Origin of the sequence: Bacillus pacificus (genome assembly GCF_020861345.1) — a bacterium.
GTDB classification, from domain to species: Bacteria; Bacillota; Bacilli; order Bacillales; family Bacillaceae_G; genus Bacillus_A; species Bacillus_A pacificus.
Map to the genome: position 1 here is coordinate 2,134,479 of NZ_CP086328.1, position 16,146 is coordinate 2,150,624.

General features: G+C 33.9%; 12 protein-coding genes and 4 pseudogenes. 14 read left to right on the forward strand and 2 right to left on the reverse strand.

Features of this window, described 5'->3' with window-relative positions; translation table 11 throughout:
* Positions 1–36: 36 nt before the first annotated feature.
* The gene (locus tag LMD38_RS11140; RefSeq protein ID WP_016717953.1) at positions 37–477 is read right to left on the reverse strand and encodes an Lrp/AsnC family transcriptional regulator; all 441 of its coding nucleotides are present in this window, start codon (positions 475–477) and stop codon (positions 37–39) included.
* Between the two features lie 169 nt (positions 478–646).
* Here LMD38_RS11140 and LMD38_RS11145 point away from each other — a divergent pair, with 169 nt between their 5' ends.
* The 8 genes and pseudogenes from LMD38_RS11145 to LMD38_RS28820 all read left to right on the forward strand — a co-directional run.
* Positions 647–1,411, forward strand: coding sequence for an SDR family oxidoreductase (locus tag LMD38_RS11145; protein ID WP_061182638.1), 765 nt, complete (start codon positions 647–649; stop codon positions 1,409–1,411).
* A 281-nt stretch (positions 1,412–1,692) separates the two neighbouring features.
* Positions 1,693–2,289: a TetR/AcrR family transcriptional regulator gene (locus LMD38_RS11150; protein WP_001042196.1), complete on the forward strand. Its 597-nt coding sequence runs from the start codon at positions 1,693–1,695 to the stop codon at positions 2,287–2,289.
* A 62-nt stretch (positions 2,290–2,351) separates the two neighbouring features.
* Positions 2,352–3,494, forward strand: a complete 1,143-nt coding sequence (locus tag LMD38_RS11155; RefSeq protein WP_062821355.1) for an MFS transporter — start codon at positions 2,352–2,354, stop codon at positions 3,492–3,494.
* Between the two features lie 235 nt (positions 3,495–3,729).
* The gene (locus LMD38_RS11160) at positions 3,730–4,296 is read left to right on the forward strand and encodes a TetR/AcrR family transcriptional regulator (RefSeq protein ID WP_001072309.1); all 567 of its coding nucleotides are present in this window, start codon (positions 3,730–3,732) and stop codon (positions 4,294–4,296) included.
* Positions 4,297–4,354: 58 nt separating this feature from the next.
* The gene (locus LMD38_RS11165; protein ID WP_062821354.1) at positions 4,355–6,211 is read left to right on the forward strand and encodes an alpha/beta fold hydrolase; all 1,857 of its coding nucleotides are present in this window, start codon (positions 4,355–4,357) and stop codon (positions 6,209–6,211) included.
* Positions 6,212–6,404: 193 nt separating this feature from the next.
* Positions 6,405–6,718 (forward strand): annotated as a pseudogene (locus tag LMD38_RS11170) (hypothetical protein); the annotation flags it as partial.
* 21 nt (positions 6,719–6,739) lie between these two features.
* Positions 6,740–7,111, forward strand: a pseudogene (locus LMD38_RS11175) (nucleotidyltransferase domain-containing protein); the annotation flags it as partial.
* A pseudogene (locus LMD38_RS28820) lies at positions 7,088–7,352 on the forward strand (HEPN domain-containing protein); the annotation flags it as partial. The pseudogenes LMD38_RS11175 and LMD38_RS28820, both read left to right, overlap by 24 nt.
* 163 nt (positions 7,353–7,515) lie before the next feature.
* Here the strand turns inward: LMD38_RS28820 and LMD38_RS11185 are convergent.
* A pseudogene (locus LMD38_RS11185) lies at positions 7,516–7,679 on the reverse strand (ISNCY family transposase); the annotation flags it as partial.
* A 353-nt stretch (positions 7,680–8,032) separates the two neighbouring features.
* On the opposite strand from LMD38_RS11185, the gene LMD38_RS11190 reads away from it, so the two are divergent.
* The 6 genes from LMD38_RS11190 (at position 8,033) to LMD38_RS11215 (ending at position 15,715) form a co-directional block, all read left to right on the forward strand.
* A complete protein-coding gene (locus LMD38_RS11190; RefSeq protein WP_000412664.1) occupies positions 8,033–8,197 on the forward strand; it encodes a hypothetical protein in 165 nt (54 codons plus the stop codon).
* 173 nt (positions 8,198–8,370) lie between these two features.
* Positions 8,371–9,699 (forward strand): radical SAM/SPASM domain-containing protein, encoded by a 1,329-nt coding sequence (locus tag LMD38_RS11195; RefSeq protein ID WP_228920294.1) that lies wholly within the window; start codon positions 8,371–8,373, stop codon positions 9,697–9,699.
* A gap of 16 nt (positions 9,700–9,715) precedes the next feature.
* Positions 9,716–11,170, forward strand: a complete 1,455-nt coding sequence (locus LMD38_RS11200) for a radical SAM/SPASM domain-containing protein (RefSeq protein WP_062821353.1) — start codon at positions 9,716–9,718, stop codon at positions 11,168–11,170.
* A gap of 66 nt (positions 11,171–11,236) precedes the next feature.
* Entirely contained in the window at positions 11,237–12,478 is a 1,242-nt protein-coding gene (locus LMD38_RS11205; RefSeq protein WP_016717946.1) for a zinc metalloprotease, read from the forward strand.
* Positions 12,426–13,172 carry an ABC transporter ATP-binding protein gene (locus tag LMD38_RS11210; RefSeq protein ID WP_000608860.1) on the forward strand — a complete coding sequence of 249 codons (747 nt, stop codon included), beginning with the start codon at positions 12,426–12,428 and terminating at the stop codon, positions 13,170–13,172. The genes LMD38_RS11205 and LMD38_RS11210 overlap by 53 nt, the downstream gene beginning before the upstream one ends.
* On the forward strand, positions 13,163–15,715 hold the full coding sequence (locus LMD38_RS11215; protein ID WP_000925105.1) for an ABC transporter permease: 2,553 nt from the start codon (positions 13,163–13,165) through the stop codon (positions 15,713–15,715). Before LMD38_RS11210 ends, LMD38_RS11215 begins: the two co-directional genes overlap by 10 nt.
* The last annotated feature ends 431 nt before the right edge of the window (positions 15,716–16,146 follow it).

Sequence of the window (16,146 nt, forward strand, 5' to 3'; positions counted from 1 at the left end):
TTGAGAAAATTTGATGCCAATTCGCTTATTCCTTTATCAGAACGACAATTTCTCCTCGAACTCACTCTTTAATACAATTAAAGGAGACGATAATCCAAATTGCATTAAAGAGTCTAAAAATGTAGCGAGAGAATCCATCGAATCGCTCATGACCTTCATCATATAATTAAACTCCCCGCTAATTCGATATAAATCTGTTACTTCAGAAGCGGTATTACAATATTGGATAAAATCAGAGCATTGGCTCGTTTTAAACATAACGAATGCTTGAATGTTTTTATTAATTTTAGAAGGCTCAAATTTCGTTCGGTAAGCCGCTATAACTCCTTGATCTTCAAGTTTATTAATACGCTCTTTTACAGCAGGCTGCGTCATGGATATGATCCGTCCTATTTCTGAAACGGAAATTCTCGCATTTTCATATAACAAGTTCATAATTTTATGATCGATTTCATCCAGTTTTACTGCGTTTTGCATTGTGTAGCCTCCTTGTTGTGTTTTCTAAAGTGAATTACAAATTATAACTATAATATCATAAGTAAACAAACTAAATTACCTATAAATCTGTATTTATAATTATTGGTGTTTACATGAAAATATAAGTATAGGTTTTTATCAAACGGAAATTTAGGAAGGATGGAAAAAAATGAAGAATCTTGATGGGAAAGTAGCGTTAGTAACAGGGGCGAGTCGAGGAATTGGTCGCGCGATTGCGATGAGATTGGCAAACGACGGTGCATTAGTTGCGATTCACTACGGCCGAAATAAGGCAGCTGCAGATGAAACGATTAGTGAGATTGAATCTAATGGAGGAAAGGCATTCTTAATTGAAGCTCAGCTCAATTCAATTGATGGTGTCAAAAAGCTAGTAGAACAATTAAAGAATGAATTACAAATAAGAGTTGGTACAGCAGAGATTGATATTTTAGTAAACAATGCAGGGATAGGTACACAAGGAACAATTGAAAATACGACCGAAGGGATTTTTGATGAAATTATGGCTGTAAATATTAAGGCGCCGTTCTTCTTGATTCAGCAAACATTACCATTACTGCGAGCAGAAGGACGCATTATCAACATTTCATCAGCTGAAGTACGACTTGGTTTTACAGGCTCAATTGCATACGGTTTAAGTAAAGGGGCATTAAATACGATGACACTTCCTCTTGCTAAACATCTCGGAGAAATAGGTATAACAGTGAATACAATTATGCCTGGATATACGAAGACAGATATGAATGCGAAATTGCTAGATGATCCAGAAATACGAAATTTTGCTACGAATTCATCTGTGTTCGGACGAATAGGGCAAGTTGAAGATATTGCAGATGCAGTAGCATTCCTTGCTTCCTCTGATAGTCGCTGGGTAACGGGGCAAATTTTAGATGTTTCTGGAGGGTTTTGCTTATAGGGGCACTACTCCATACCCATCAAGCTAATCAAGTAAATTACTAGTTATGAAACGATCCTTGTTTCATAACTAGTAATTTATAGAAAGGTAGGGATGATAAAGAAGTCTATTAAAACGTGATTTTTTCGCTAGGAAATTTGAATAAGGGGCTATTTTTCATTATTCGTAATCTAACATAATCAAATTTTATTTTACAGTAACAATAAAATAAAATTATTGACCGCATGGTACAAAAAGGGGTATTCTATTCATGTTATCTTTAAAATGAGAGGAGGATACGATTGAATAAACGCGGCAGACCTCGAGAGTTTGATTATTCCTCAATTGTAGATGTTGCAATGAAAACATTTTGGTTAAGAGGATATGAAGGGTGTTCTACACAAGATTTATGCAGTGATACAGGACTTGGAAAAGGAAGTTTATACAATACTTTCGGTAGTAAACATGAACTGTATAAACAAGTATTAGAACGCTACCATGAAATTGGGATTAGGGAACAAAGGAAATTGTTACATACTTCAATTCCAGTTAAAGAACGATTAAGTAATTTTTTTGAATGGGCATTGAAAGAAGACTTTGAGAATATGGATCAAAAAGGATGTTTATTGATTAATGCCAGTATAGAACGTGCTAAAAACGATTTAATGGTACAAGAAATTTTCTCGAAGCATGTTGAACTTCTTAAACAAGCTATTGAAACAGTGATGGAGGAAGGATTGCAAACAGGTGAAATTTCAAAGAAGCAATCAGCTGAGGAATTAGCTAGTCTGCTTTTAAGCAGTTATTACGGATTCCGTGTTCTTAATGTATCGATGCAAAATCGGATGTTGTCTGAACAAGTTATCAAAGGAACAATAGAGTCTATTTGTGGCGCTTAGTGCGCTCTTTTTTCGCACTATTTTTGTACCAATCATTACAATAATGAATAAGGAGTGTTTTTATGCCATCGATTATATATTTATTAGCTTTAGCAATCTTTTGTATGACTACATCAGAATTTATGGTTGCAGGTATGATGAATGAACTTGCTCTTGCATTCCAGGTTCCTGTATCATCTATTGGGTATTTAATTTCAGCTTATGCAGGAGCAATGGTAATAGGAGGCCCCATTTTAACTGCAATCCTCTTACGAATGCGCAGCAAACAAGCATTATTGTTTTTAATGTTCGTATTTTTAATTGGTCAATCGCTTGGAGCTATTGCTTGGAACTATGATATTATGATGATTTCACGTATTATAACTGGTATTGCTTCAGCTTCAGCTTTTGGAGTTGCGATTTCTTTTTCTGCAACATTGGTCCACTCTGATTCAAGGGGAAAGGCTGCATCAATTGTACTTGCAGGTTTAATGTTCGCAACTGTATTAGGCTTACCTATAACGACCGTTATTTCGCAATATTTTGGCTGGCGTATTAGTTTTGGGGGCGTTTCTGTTCTTGTGCTAGTATCAGGGATTATGATTCAACGGTTATTACCATCATCTTCAAATAAAGAGCAATTAAATTGGAAGGATGAACTTCTGCGATTTAAGAATATTCATCTTTGGGCAGCGTACGTAACAAGTATGTTCATTATTGGTGGTACGTTTGCAGCATTTAGTTATTTCACTCCGATCTTTACAAATGTTACAGGATTTTCAAGCACAAGCATTCCATATTTACTTGCTCTCTATGGTAGTGCGACGGTAATTGGGAATATAATAATTGGCAAATTTGCTGATAAATTTACAATGAAAATACTTATGGGTGGATTAATTATATTAATCATAGCGTTGTCTGTATTTGCTTTAAGTGCAGAGAATAAATACATTGCAGTTATTTCTACGATTTTTATTGGTTTAACTGGTGTAGCATTGAATCCAGCTATGGTTGCGAGGGTGATGAAAACAGCTAGTAATGGAATAATGATAAATACCGTTCATAGTTCTTTTATTACGCTAGGTATTGTTATTGGTTCGTCACTAGGTGGTCTTGGGATCAGTAAAGGATATGGTTTTGTATCTCCGCTATGGATTGGAGCTTGTTTAGCTATCCTTGGGGTAATTTCGTTATTCCCATATTTACATAAAGGAAAGGCAGATTAAGATGTTTAAAATTTCTTTTTCTTAAGTTGATGGGTATGTATGGTGATCTCTATTATAGACAATAGTGAATGAACAATTTCTGGGTTCAGTTCAACTTTATTCAAAATAAGATTTTTTTACGGTAAAATCAATGTTAGTGGAACTTTTTTAATCAAACTTTTTTAAAAATTAACATAAATACTTGCAATATTTAAATTAGTACTATATAGTTCTGGTTATGACAAAGGTAAAATTAATGAATCAAAAACGTGTGATTGAAGTAGCTGCAACATTATTTTTAGAAAAAGGATTTGCTTATACAAGTATGGATGAATTAGTACGTGTAAGCAAAGTTTCAAAGTCTAATGTGTATTATCACTTTTCTAATAAGGAAGTATTATTAGAAGCGGTCGTTGATTATTGGATTGAAATGTATCAATCTGCAATTGATGACGTACTTTCTCAGAATCAATTTTTAGTTGAAGATCGTATCCAACTGTTTTTAAAGCAATTATCACAAGGAGTTCAGTCGAGAGAGTATAAGGGGAGCTGTCCATTTATTACTCTTTATATTCAAAGTCCTAAACAGGCCACGCAAATAAAAGAAAAAATAGGTCTTTTTTTTACAGGATTACAAAAGAAAGTTTCTCTATTACTTAAACAAGGGGTAGAGAATGGAGAATTCAGAAATACGATTCATATTGATGAGGTTGCATCACTTTTTATTACAAATCTTGAAGGAGCGTTATTTATTTCAGAAACATTGAAGGATGCAACTGTAATTACGAAAACAGCAGATCATTTTTTAAAATTGCTTCGATAAAAGAAGCATTTTTTTTACATTAAATTAGTACTGATTAGTACTAAAAGGGGGATTTTATATGAGAACAGTATTTTTAACTGGTGGAACAGGCTTTATTGGAAAGCAAGTAGTGAAAGAATTAGCCAAAGAGGATGTTAAAATTCTTCTTTTAGTAAGGTCGAAAAGTAAAGCAATACGCCTTTTTCAAGAAAGAGGCATCTTAAAAAAGACAGTTATGCACTTTATTGAAGGTGATTTGACGAAAATAGATTTAGGTCTAAGTGCTGAAGATAAGGAGAGGGTATTGAAAACGGATGTGATTATTCACGCAGGAGGCCCCATGGATATTCAAGCGACAAGTAAAGAGGCAGCGTCCGTATTTTTAAATGGCGCCAAACACATTAGTGAATTAGCTAAAAGTATTCATCAATTGAAGGGCTTGCAACAATTTATTCATGTTGTAGGTTATATGAGTCCCTTTGATGATAAAAATAGCAAGATTGCAATTGATGTGTTTCAAGAAGGAAACAATTATTTGAAAATAAAAAATCCATATGAGAGAACAAAATTTTTAGCAGATCTTTATATCCGTCAGCACGCATCAGCAGTAGGTTATCCGCTTTCTGTAATTAATCCGCCAACTGTAGTCGGTAGTAGTAAAACAGGGAGTACAGAGCAGATAGCAGGATTAGGTTTGCTTGTGATGAGTATGCGAAGAGGGCTCATGCCATTGATTCCTGGAGGTAAGGGATATAGGTTACCACTTATTTCAAACGATGAGCTTGCGAAGTTTATTGTGCAGGTTTTCAGATTGGAGCAACCGACTATTCAAACATATACACTTGTTGAAGACAAACAGCACGATCAGAACATTGCTGAATTATTAAGTATTATGTCGGAAAGTATGAATATGAGGGCACCAAAAATCTCTGTTCCAATGCCACTTATGAAAGCAATTATGAATAGTGGAGTAAGTAAAATAACAAAAATTCCTTCTGATGGACTGAATTTTATTACAAACCGAAAATTTTCAGATGTTTCAGCGAAAAAAATTATGGGAGGAGATTGGTTTAAGAAGACGAGTGTAATGAAATTTTTCCCTGCCGTAGTAGCTGATCTGGATTATCGAATGATGTATCAAAATGGCCAGCATAATCATGTATTTAAACGAACATTATGCGATAACAATACCCTTTACCAATTACAAGGAGAGGGTCAACCGTTTATATTATTACATGGTTTATTGAGTGATGGAGAGGATTTATTTCCTTTAGCACAAGAGCTTCATGAAAAAACTGGTCAACCTGTATGGATTTTGGATCTTCCAGGTTTGGGACGTTCTCCTTTTAAACGAGAGAAAAATCTTCTAGATATCTATTTGAATGTAGTGAAAAAGTTATTGGAGAAAGCTACGAATGGTGCACATCTAATTGGCCATTCATTCGGTGCGTTTATTCTTCTAGAAGCATTGGTACAAGAGTACATAGATAAGAAGTATGCAATCACTTTACTTCAGCCACCTGTTGCTAAAAAAAATGCTAAATCGCTAAATGTTCCTCAATTTATGAACAAATGGACATTAAAATTGGCAACTACTAATTTGATAGGGCGTTATTTATTAAGTAATGGTTTGTTTGAAAGTATGGAGAGTATCCCTGAACATTATATTGAAAAAATAAGTAACAGTTTTACTTCCCCTAGAATTTTAAATACTACGGTTCAGCTTAACAGTTTACTACTGAAAAACGATCAAGGTGATTTCAATGAAGTAACAAAGTATAATCTTCACATTATTTGGGGGGAGTATGACAGAGGCTATTCTGCTCCATCGCATCTTGGTAAGGTTGATTTTGTTCCATATGGCCATCATTTTCCTCTTAGCCATCCGAGTGAAACGGCAACATTAGTAATAAAAAATAGTAATACTAGCAGATGAGAGTGTGGGATAAATAAAAAGTGTGTAGTAAGATCGTTGTGTCTTTGAAATAAAATCGTACTGTTTGGGGTCCCGCCCCATGCCAATCAATCTAAGAAAAGCAAATACCCCAAAACGAGAAAATGGGCATCTCCAGGTGAAAATGCGTAATTTTTTTGTTTTAGGGGCATTATAAAGCCTTCAAGTTGATGGATGTGGGGTACCGCCACAATACTATCAATATAAGCAGTATACCCCGTTGTATCTGTACTGGATTTATCAAAAGAGGATGCTGAAATGATACCATTGCTTCTGGCTTGTATAGCAGAGGCATTTATTCATTTCAATCCAGATTCTTTTTTAGCTAAGGATGAATTTGATCTCTTATATTGGTGTAGAAAGAACTTCAAAGGATTTCATAGTATCTCTGATGATGGATTCTTACAGGATTTTAAGCAGGTATACGAATGTTATCAAGCATTGCAGAACGTTGGGAAACAAGAGAACAATATAAAAATAAATATGTAATAGCAAGGAGAAGAGCAACGCATGTATAATATACTTAAACGTCAATATAATTACTTTATCCGAGGAGTGATTCGGATTAACGAAGAAGTACAAAGGGAATTGGACCTATTGGTTCAAAAGATTTGTGAAACTGTGTCTTCTGTCCAAAAAATCATCCTTTTTGGCTCTCATGCATATGGCACACCAAATGAAGACAGTGAATTTGATCTCTGTATTGTTGTAGAAGGTGTAGGAGCAAGAAAAAGGGGAGTCATTAATCGTATCAATTGGGGTATTTACGATGTTATGGAAACACCAGTTGATTTTTTAGTGTATGGGCCAGAAGAGTTTCTAGAACGTGCTAGTCGTACCGTAACTATGGAACATAAGATTGCACTAAACGGTAGAACAGTCCCAAAAACTCATAACCTTTTAATGCTGCACAAATCGTGTCGGAAATTAGATGAGGAATCCTCATTGATTTTAGAACAGTGCGTGCAGCTAAATGGTTATGCTACAGATATTCGTTTATCCGTATTTTGAATCACTTACTGTTTAAGATAGATTAATGACTATACAACATGCTCAAAAAGTACTGAGTTTTTATAAAGAAAAGTTAAACATGCTAAATATGCATGAAATCGTAATCGATTAAACATAGAGGATATACATAAAAGAGAGTGCCTATAAAGGGACTCTCTTTTTCTATTAAAAAAAGAGGAGGAATGCTTCATAGTAGAATGAAATGATACTTTGCTATGGGGATAACAATATAATGATGGATAATTATCACACAATTGTTGTTTTGTAGGTACAGTGGCGGTACTTTTAATTAAAGCACAAGGAATCAATCACGATGCATTTCTTTTAGTACCTGTTCGTGAAGCAGAGGAATGCCTTCTTCTCGAAAACAAGCACCTACACGTGAAAAAGTAGAAATATGAGGCACAAATGATAAACCACAAAACTCATGAAAAAAAGGTTATCATACAATCCGTCCCTTCTGTAGATAGTTCAGGTTACTCTTATTCTTTCAGGAGAACGAATTTCTTTATGTATGTATTTTTGAATGTTTGTGAGCTTTATAACACCATTTCTATACTTTAATATCTGAAAAATCTGTCACGAAATATTCCGAATTTTGAAGTTGCTAATTACATATGATTCCATTTATTATAATTATTGATCCGTCTCCAAATAATGGAAGTTTTCTGGTATAGCAAAGTAATTTTCAATGTTTATCAACTTATTTTCATAAAGCTATTTTATATCAGAATCCACTTTCATTTTATTTTATATGAAAACAAAGCAACTATAATAGAGGGGGATTTAAAAATGGAAAAAAAATCTTTTAAAATCCGTTCAGTTAATGACAATGAACAGCTTTGGACAAAGTTAGCTGATCAAATGGAAACACTTGAAAACAGGGATGAAATGAAATGCTTCAACTGCTCAATTTGTTGTGATAATTGCTGCTTTAATTGTTGCTTCCAAATCTAATTTATACTTACAGTAAATAAACACTCGAAATACTTATACCTTTTAATAAACTTAGTTACTAAATTCATTATTTTCTGTTCTTGCCTAGCAAGAACAGAAAATAATTATACAAGGGTGATTTGATGATTATTAACAAGTATCATTTACGATATCCTTTAAACGAGGAAGTTCTAATGATTAATACCTTAACTGGTGCTGTAGATTTTTTTTCTCATGACTTAATTAATTTTATCGATACATTGTCATATAGAGATTATAAAAATTTAACTAACGAAGAGAAAAATGCTACTAAAATTTTAATTGATAGAGGTTACGTATTTAAGAACACAGAGGATCGGGACCATAGACTATGGCAGGCTAAAAATATTGTAGACGCTGGAAATGAAATGCAGTATGTTATTTGCCCTACATATACATGTAACTTTCGTTGCCCATATTGTTTTGAAAGCCATAGCCTTCATGAGAAAATAACAGCTTTAACCGAAGAACAACTCCAAGCAGTTATGCAAGCCATAGACATCTTTCATAAAGAAAGTGGTTATAAAATCGGTATGATTAACCTTTTTGGAGGCGAACCACTCCTTCCTTTTACTAAAAAAATAGTCAAACAAATCTGTGAAGAAGCTGTTAAGCGTAACTTCAAAATTGGTTGCAATACAAATGGCTATCACCTTTCTTCTTTTGTAGAGATTTTCCAAAACTACCGTGATCGACTGAGTATTATGGTTACAGTTGATGGACCGAAGAATATTCATGATCAACGACGTATTATGACGGGAGGTCAAGGTACATTTGATCAAATTCAAAAAGGTATTTGTGATTCACTTAATCATGGCATTCGTACCATTGTAAGAGTCAATATAGACCAAACAAATATTGATTATGTTTCACTTCTTGTAGACTATTACAAAAAAAACAAGTTATTTGAAAATGAAAATTTCTCAATTTCTTTTTCGCCTGTCACAGATCATACATGTAAAGGCTTAGGAGAAGATTTAATGAAGGGTTATGAAATTGCAAAAAAATTACAAAAAAATATTCCTGATTTTGAAAAATTAGAAAAACAAAAATCTCTTAACTTCGGAGCTGATATGTACCGTTTCTTTAAACCAATTATGCAGTTAGATTCAGAATTAAAAAATAAAATTGAAATGGTTGTTCCCAATATAGTCTATTGTGAATCTGCTGAAGGGAAACGAGTTGTATTTGGACCTGATAACCATATATATGCTTGTCCTGATTTAGTTGGAAGATCAGAGTTCAAAATCGGCGATTATTTCCCTAAATTCTCTCGCCAAGATTGGAAGTGGGAAAAGTGGAAACAATTCAATTCCTTTACCATTCCACAATGTAAATCTTGTGCCTCATCACCTATATGTGGAGGAGGGTGTGCTGCTGAAGCTCTTATAGTTCATGGGAACTTGAATCAACCAAACTGTCCACAAACAGATAAACAGGTTTTCGAATATTTAAAAACTATTAAAGAAGAGATTTCAATATAAGGAGAGGAACTAAGCTATGATAGCAAGTACCTATAATTCAACATATAAATTATCTGATGGAAATTACGTTCTAATCAATTCACTAAGTGGCGCACTCGATGTAATTAATACAGACATAAAAAAAGTATTAGATGATATTAAGCGTAATAAAAAATTAACTCTTTATCCTGAATTAGAAGAACTTCTCTCATTTTTAACAAAACGTGGCTATCTTTTTAATGACCGTGATGAAGAATTAAATAAACTTACTATTATTCGTGATCGGATGACTGAATCTTTAGCAAATAGTAATTCCGGAGTTACATTCAACGTATGCACAACATATATGTGTAACCTTAGATGTCCTTATTGTTCCCAAGGTCATGAAATACATAAAATTTCACATGCTTTAACCCCTGCTGAAGTAGACAAAATGTTCCAAGCAGTTGATAACATTTTGTCTATGGAGAATGAACGTGGTCGATTTGAGAATGCAACCCACCGCATGATGTTATATGGTGGTGAACCATTGCTTCCAACAACTCGAAAGACAGTTGAACAAGTTGTTAAACGTGGAATAGAAGAATACGGTTTTCGTATGTACGCCATTACAAATGGTACATTCTTGCATGAATTCTTAGATTTTCTAGAGCCTTACAAAGAGAACTGGGATTATTTTCAAATCTCTATTGATGGACCGAAACATATTCATGATCAACGACGTATTACAGCTGGTGGCACAGGAACATTCGATCGAATTGCTGCTAATATTTCACTGGCATTAGAGCGTGGTTTCGCAGTAGGCTTACGTACTAATGTGAATAAAGATAATCTTGCATATGTAAAAGAATTAGCAACCTTTATCGAAGATCAACATTGGAATACTTATCCTAATTTTGGTTGGCAGGTATCTCCTGTTACTGATCATTACGGAGATAATCTACCAAATCACCTTCCAGAGCATGAATTACTCGCCGAAATTTATAATATTTTCGGAGATTTAGAAGAATTTATGGATAAATTTAACGCAAAACTGGGTACAGACCTTAACATTCGTACTTCTAGAATCCGTCAAGCCATACGAACTTTTGACTGGGAGAAGGTAAGTGAACTTGATTCCTGCTCTTCTGTCATGCATAGTTTACCTTATTTTAAAGAATGTAGTGCGAGAGAACAGCGTTTCTATGCATTTGGTGCAGAAGGTTTAATATACGCTTGTCCTGAGGCCGTAGGTAAGCCAGAAACTGCAGTGGGTTCCTTTTTTCCTGAATACAATTTAGATGCTGATAAGCATGCTATTTGGGATCAAGATATTACTGACTCCGAACAGTGTAGTAGTTGTAGTATCTCACTATTTTGTGGTGGAGGATGTGCTTATGCTAATTTAATGCGAAATGGTGCCATTAATAAACCTTACTGTAATGATTCACATCAAACCATTTCGACTTATATTAAGAAAAATGAAACTGCCTTTTTAGAACTAATTAAATAAAAAGATATAACTCCACAAATACCTTCACCATTGTGGGGTTACTTTCTCTTAAAGGATGTGATCAATTTGACAGCATCGCAAAATATCTTTCCAAAGTTAATTCCATACGAAGTTTATAATATGGATGTTTGGGAGGAGGGGCCTCGTTATTTAATAAAATTTGATAACGGATTACAATTAAAAGTCACTGAATCACTGAGAAATTTATTCAATTATATGGATGGAACCACATCCATAGGAGATATATGTACAATGGTACAAACGAATCACGATGGCAATATTACTATAAATGAGTTAACAGAACTGATAAATGAACATCTATTACCAAAAGGGGTTTTAGTTGGTTCTGAAAAAAAAGCATCTCATCACTCTGCAATTACATTTAGAATAGCAATATTCCACGCTTCTTACTTAAAAAAGGCATCCAAATATTTCGAATTCTTATTCTTTCGGGGCGTATTTGTTTTATTTAGTATTTTCTTCAGTATAAGTCTAATACATTATTTTTTTCAGGCTAATACTGAAAATATATCAAACACATTTGGATCCGTTTATAAATTTACTATTGCAATTTTGCTGCTATTATTTTCCATGATTATCCATGAACTTGGTCATATAGTTGCTGCTTATCGATATAAAATACAACCTAAAGACGTCGGAATGGGTCTTTATATGATGCGGCCTGTTTTATTTGTTGATTTAAGTGATACCTGGCGATTGCCTAGACGACAAAGAGTAGTTATTGACCTGGGCGGAATTTACTTTGAATTATGGATATTTATATTATTTGAGTTGTGTTATTTTATTTCAGGATTCCAGGAATTTTTTGTAGCAAATCAATTCATACTCATTACAGTTCTATATAACTTATATCCATTTTTACAATATGACGGTTTTTGGGTTCTTACTGACATTCTAGGAATTGCAAACTTGCATACTAGAACCTTCCAATTGGTGAAAAGTGGTCTCCTGGGATACTTTTTTTTCAAGCCTGATTATCGAAAGCAATTTAATGATACAATTAAGAGGATGAACAGGCACTATAAAATAGCATTTCTTACATATGCTAGTATATATTTTTGTTCAGTTATCACTGCTATCTGGTTCATTCTTCGATATACCATCTATTTATTCACATCGCTAGATTCGTTCACATGGGGAAATGCAAAAGGTGCCATTATTGTAATAATTATAGTTTTAATTAGAACAATAGTTGTCTTTACATTAAAATTTAAAAGGGCCGGGAGGGAAAAGGATGATAAACAAACAAACCATCCTTCAAGTAGAAAAAATCAAGAAAGCTTATGAAACCGAAGCAGGAACAATTCAAATTTTAAAAGGGCTTAGCACTAAATTTTATTCTGGAGAGATTGTTAGTATTATTGGTCCTAGTGGAAGCGGAAAATCCACACTACTTGGAATACTGGGATCATTGGATACCCCTACCGAAGGACGTATTATTATTGAACAACAAGATATTACCTCCATGTCAGAAGAAAAGCTAGCTGATTTCCGTGCAAAAAAGATTGGTTTTGTTTTTCAATCGTATAATTTAATCACAACAATGACCGCTCAAGAAAATGTTATGATGGCACTTATGTGCGCTGGAGTAAGAAGCCAAAAAGAAATGATAACAAAGTCTAGGGAAATGTTGGACCTTGTTGGGATGAAAGAACGATATCATCATTTACCAAGCCAGCTATCTGGAGGTCAACAACAGCGTGTAGCAATTGCTCGTGCATTAGTAAATAATCCAGCCATTGTTATTGCTGATGAACCAACTGGGAACTTAGATTCCAAAACAGGAAAAAATATTTTGGACTTAATTTTTCAACTACGTGACCAACTCCAGATGACGTTTATTATTGCTACACATGATACGCATGTGGCAAAACTTTCAGATCGTGTTTTAAAAATGGAAGATGGCCTCCTCGTTCAAGAAACCTTTAACGACCATACAAAATCTAGTGAGCAAGAAGGTGGCATAACACCATGCTACTAAAATCTGCACTACGTAGTTTAGCACGTAATCGTTTAAGAACTTTTTTTACTGTGTTCAGTATTTTAATAGGAGTAGCTAGTTTCTTTTCTATGTCTATGTTGGTAGAGCTGGTTCCGCGATCTATTCACGAATCCTCTAAAATTCTTTTAGGAGGGGATGTGTCAGTTCAATCCTATTTAAAACCGATGGATCGCGAAACTCTTATTTCTTCCATTCCTAAAGAAGAACAGAAAGCGCTCACAACTTCTTTATTAGGTCAAAGTATGGTCAAATCTGATCGGAAAACAACAAGTTTAATTGTAAAGGGAATTGAAACGAACCACTATCCTTTCTTTGGTGATAATCTGTTTCCTAATATTCGTACTTTACATAAAGATGAACTACTACTTTCCAAAAATACAGCTGACCGTTTGCAAGTCAAAGTAGGAGATAGAGTTGAGATTCCTAACCGTTCTACTGGGGCAATGACCTCTTATAAAATTAGTGGTTTAGTAGAAGGTGTCCAAGAATCCTATGGCGATGCTTCGATTTTTGGAACTGCCTATTTACATTTAGATCAAGCACAGCAGCTTTTAAATGTACCTGCAGGCACAATTAATGAAGCATTAATCTTATTAAATGAAAATGTTAATATCTCTTCTTTTAAAAAGAATATTCAAAAACAATTACCACAAAGTAGTGTAATAGATGTTCAGGATAAGGAGCTAGAGAAACAGAAAGATTTACGGATGTTGTTACCATTTCTTCAGCTTTTCAGTATATTAGCTCTTGGAATTGCCGCTATTACTACTTCTAATACAATGAAAGTCATTATTGCTTCACGTACGCATGATATCGCTGTTATGAAGTCCGTAGGAATGAAAACTAAATATATTATTCGATATTTTCTATTAGAAGCATTATGGCTAGCGATTCTCGGAACAGTTGGTGGGATTGTACTCGGCTTATTAGCTAGTGTTTGGCTGACGTCCTATCTAGCAGACGTGCTTTCACTACCGCTACATTGGGGAATTTCATGGTCCGTAATTTTTACAACAATTATTGTGGGATTAATTGTAACCTTCTTAGCTTCTTGGATACCAGTAAAAAGTGGAATGTGTGTATCACCACTTCAAATGTTACGTGATACTGAGAACACAAGTGTGAATTATGCTTTACCATTTAAAAAGAAATTTCAACTTTTTATATTTACTTGTGGCATTCTTTCTATTTATGTTTACAATATAGCTTTCACAACAAATACAAATGGCAACGCAGTCTTTAAGTGGTTTCTTGCTCTTTTACTTACAACTGCAGTTCTGTTATTTATTTTTACTTTTGTCCGATTTATAGGGTTTATATATTCTTTATTATTCAGATTAATTGGCGCCATGAAAAGCATAATGCCACAAAGCCTCTTTCTTGCTTTACACAACATGGCTACTACAAGTAAACGAAATGGTTTATTGGCAGTTACCTTAACTATTGGTGTTGTTTCTGTTGTCTCTAGTCATGTATTTGCAGACAATTTAATTGAGTCAGTTCAAGGTCAATTGGAAAGAGAGGCAATGGGAAATATCCTTATTACAAGTTCCATTCATGACGAAGGGAACGTTGAAAAGCAGCTACAATCTATTAAGGACATAAAAGGATCGAAAAAAGGTTATCAATTAGATGGAAGACTCCAAAATATTAACGGAGTGGACGCAGCATCTATATTCATGAAAAATATAAAAGATGATAAATTTTTTAGCTCAACTAAAATTTCAATAGAAGGGGTAGATACCTCTCTTAACTCTAGATCCTATATGATATCTGAAGGGCGTGATTTAGCTCTATCGGATGCAAAGGGGAAAAAAGCAATTCTTTTGGACAGCTATAAGAAATTAGGTGTAAAAGTCGGTGATACAGTTGACATTCAAATTGGAAATGAATTAGTAAACTGCGAAATTATAGGTTTCTTTAAATCTGGTGTAGTTAAAACCGTTGGCATCCGTATTCCAACTGAAACATTAGCTACATATGGGAAACCAAGCCGAATTACTTATTCCTTAGATAGTGATCCTAAAAAAACAAATACTATATTAACAGAATTAAATGAAAAACTTCCTGGTTCAGCAATGGCATATTCAATTGCTGCTACAGCAATCGATAGTCTTCAGTATATTATTCAAATGCAAAGTGCTTTCTTCTCAATTGTAGCGTTGTTCGCATTTTTAACAGCTGTTCTTACAATTGGAAATCAAGTTGTCATTCGCTTAATGCAACAGACACGAGATGTTGCTATTATGAAAACAGTTGGTATGTCTTCTAGTAATTTGATGAAGTCTATCTTATTAGAAAACACGATTATCTCCCTATCGGCTGGATTAGTTGGCGCTGGAATTGCCCTAGCCTTTTCAGGTATCACTTTACGCTTCTTATTCCAAATGCCGATGAAAATAGATATGACTTGGTCCATTTTAGGCATACTTTTATCTGTTATAACAACAATAATTGTTGTATGGATAGCAGCAAAACAATCATTATCGGCTAAACCTATACACCTTTTACAAAATAAATAAAGAAAGAAAAAAGTGTATTTTGATTATCTAGTCAAAATACGCTTTTTCTATTTTCTTTAAAACAACACATATCCTATGTTTATCAGGTTAAAATTAAAGAATACCCCAGAACGAAAATCTGGGGATCCCTCCCTCACATGCTTGTTCCCATTTAAAAACTGGATTAGATTAAACCTAGTTGATTTAAACGTGTTTCTTATCTCTTATCTTTCTAATTTATTGATTAATAAAATGTAGACTGATCATTAGGTTTTATATTATAAATAGTTTTTATTAAAATAAAGTATTAGACTCAATAGTAGCTATGTAATTATTATACAGTTAATAAGAACAATTCTGAGAAGATGTACGTAGTAATAAAATGGGAGAGGAATAATTTGAATCAAAATAAACCGATAGAAACAGAAGAAAAAATATCTATCATACAAAAA

Coding starts and splice junctions, on each gene's coding strand:
- LMD38_RS11140 (WP_016717953.1), bottom strand. CDS start 477: ATGCAAAACGCAGTAAAACTGGATGAAATCGATCATAAAATTATGAAC.
- LMD38_RS11145 (WP_061182638.1), top strand. CDS start 647: ATGAAGAATCTTGATGGGAAAGTAGCGTTAGTAACAGGGGCGAGTCGA.
- LMD38_RS11155 (WP_062821355.1), top strand. CDS start 2,352: ATGCCATCGATTATATATTTATTAGCTTTAGCAATCTTTTGTATGACT.
- LMD38_RS11160 (WP_001072309.1), top strand. CDS start 3,730: ATGAATCAAAAACGTGTGATTGAAGTAGCTGCAACATTATTTTTAGAA.
- LMD38_RS11165 (WP_062821354.1), top strand. CDS start 4,355: ATGAGAACAGTATTTTTAACTGGTGGAACAGGCTTTATTGGAAAGCAA.
- LMD38_RS11190 (WP_000412664.1), top strand. CDS start 8,033: ATGGAAAAAAAATCTTTTAAAATCCGTTCAGTTAATGACAATGAACAG.
- LMD38_RS11195 (WP_228920294.1), top strand. CDS start 8,371: ATGATTAATACCTTAACTGGTGCTGTAGATTTTTTTTCTCATGACTTA.
- LMD38_RS11200 (WP_062821353.1), top strand. CDS start 9,716: ATGATAGCAAGTACCTATAATTCAACATATAAATTATCTGATGGAAAT.
- LMD38_RS11210 (WP_000608860.1), top strand. CDS start 12,426: ATGATAAACAAACAAACCATCCTTCAAGTAGAAAAAATCAAGAAAGCT.
- LMD38_RS11215 (WP_000925105.1), top strand. CDS start 13,163: ATGCTACTAAAATCTGCACTACGTAGTTTAGCACGTAATCGTTTAAGA.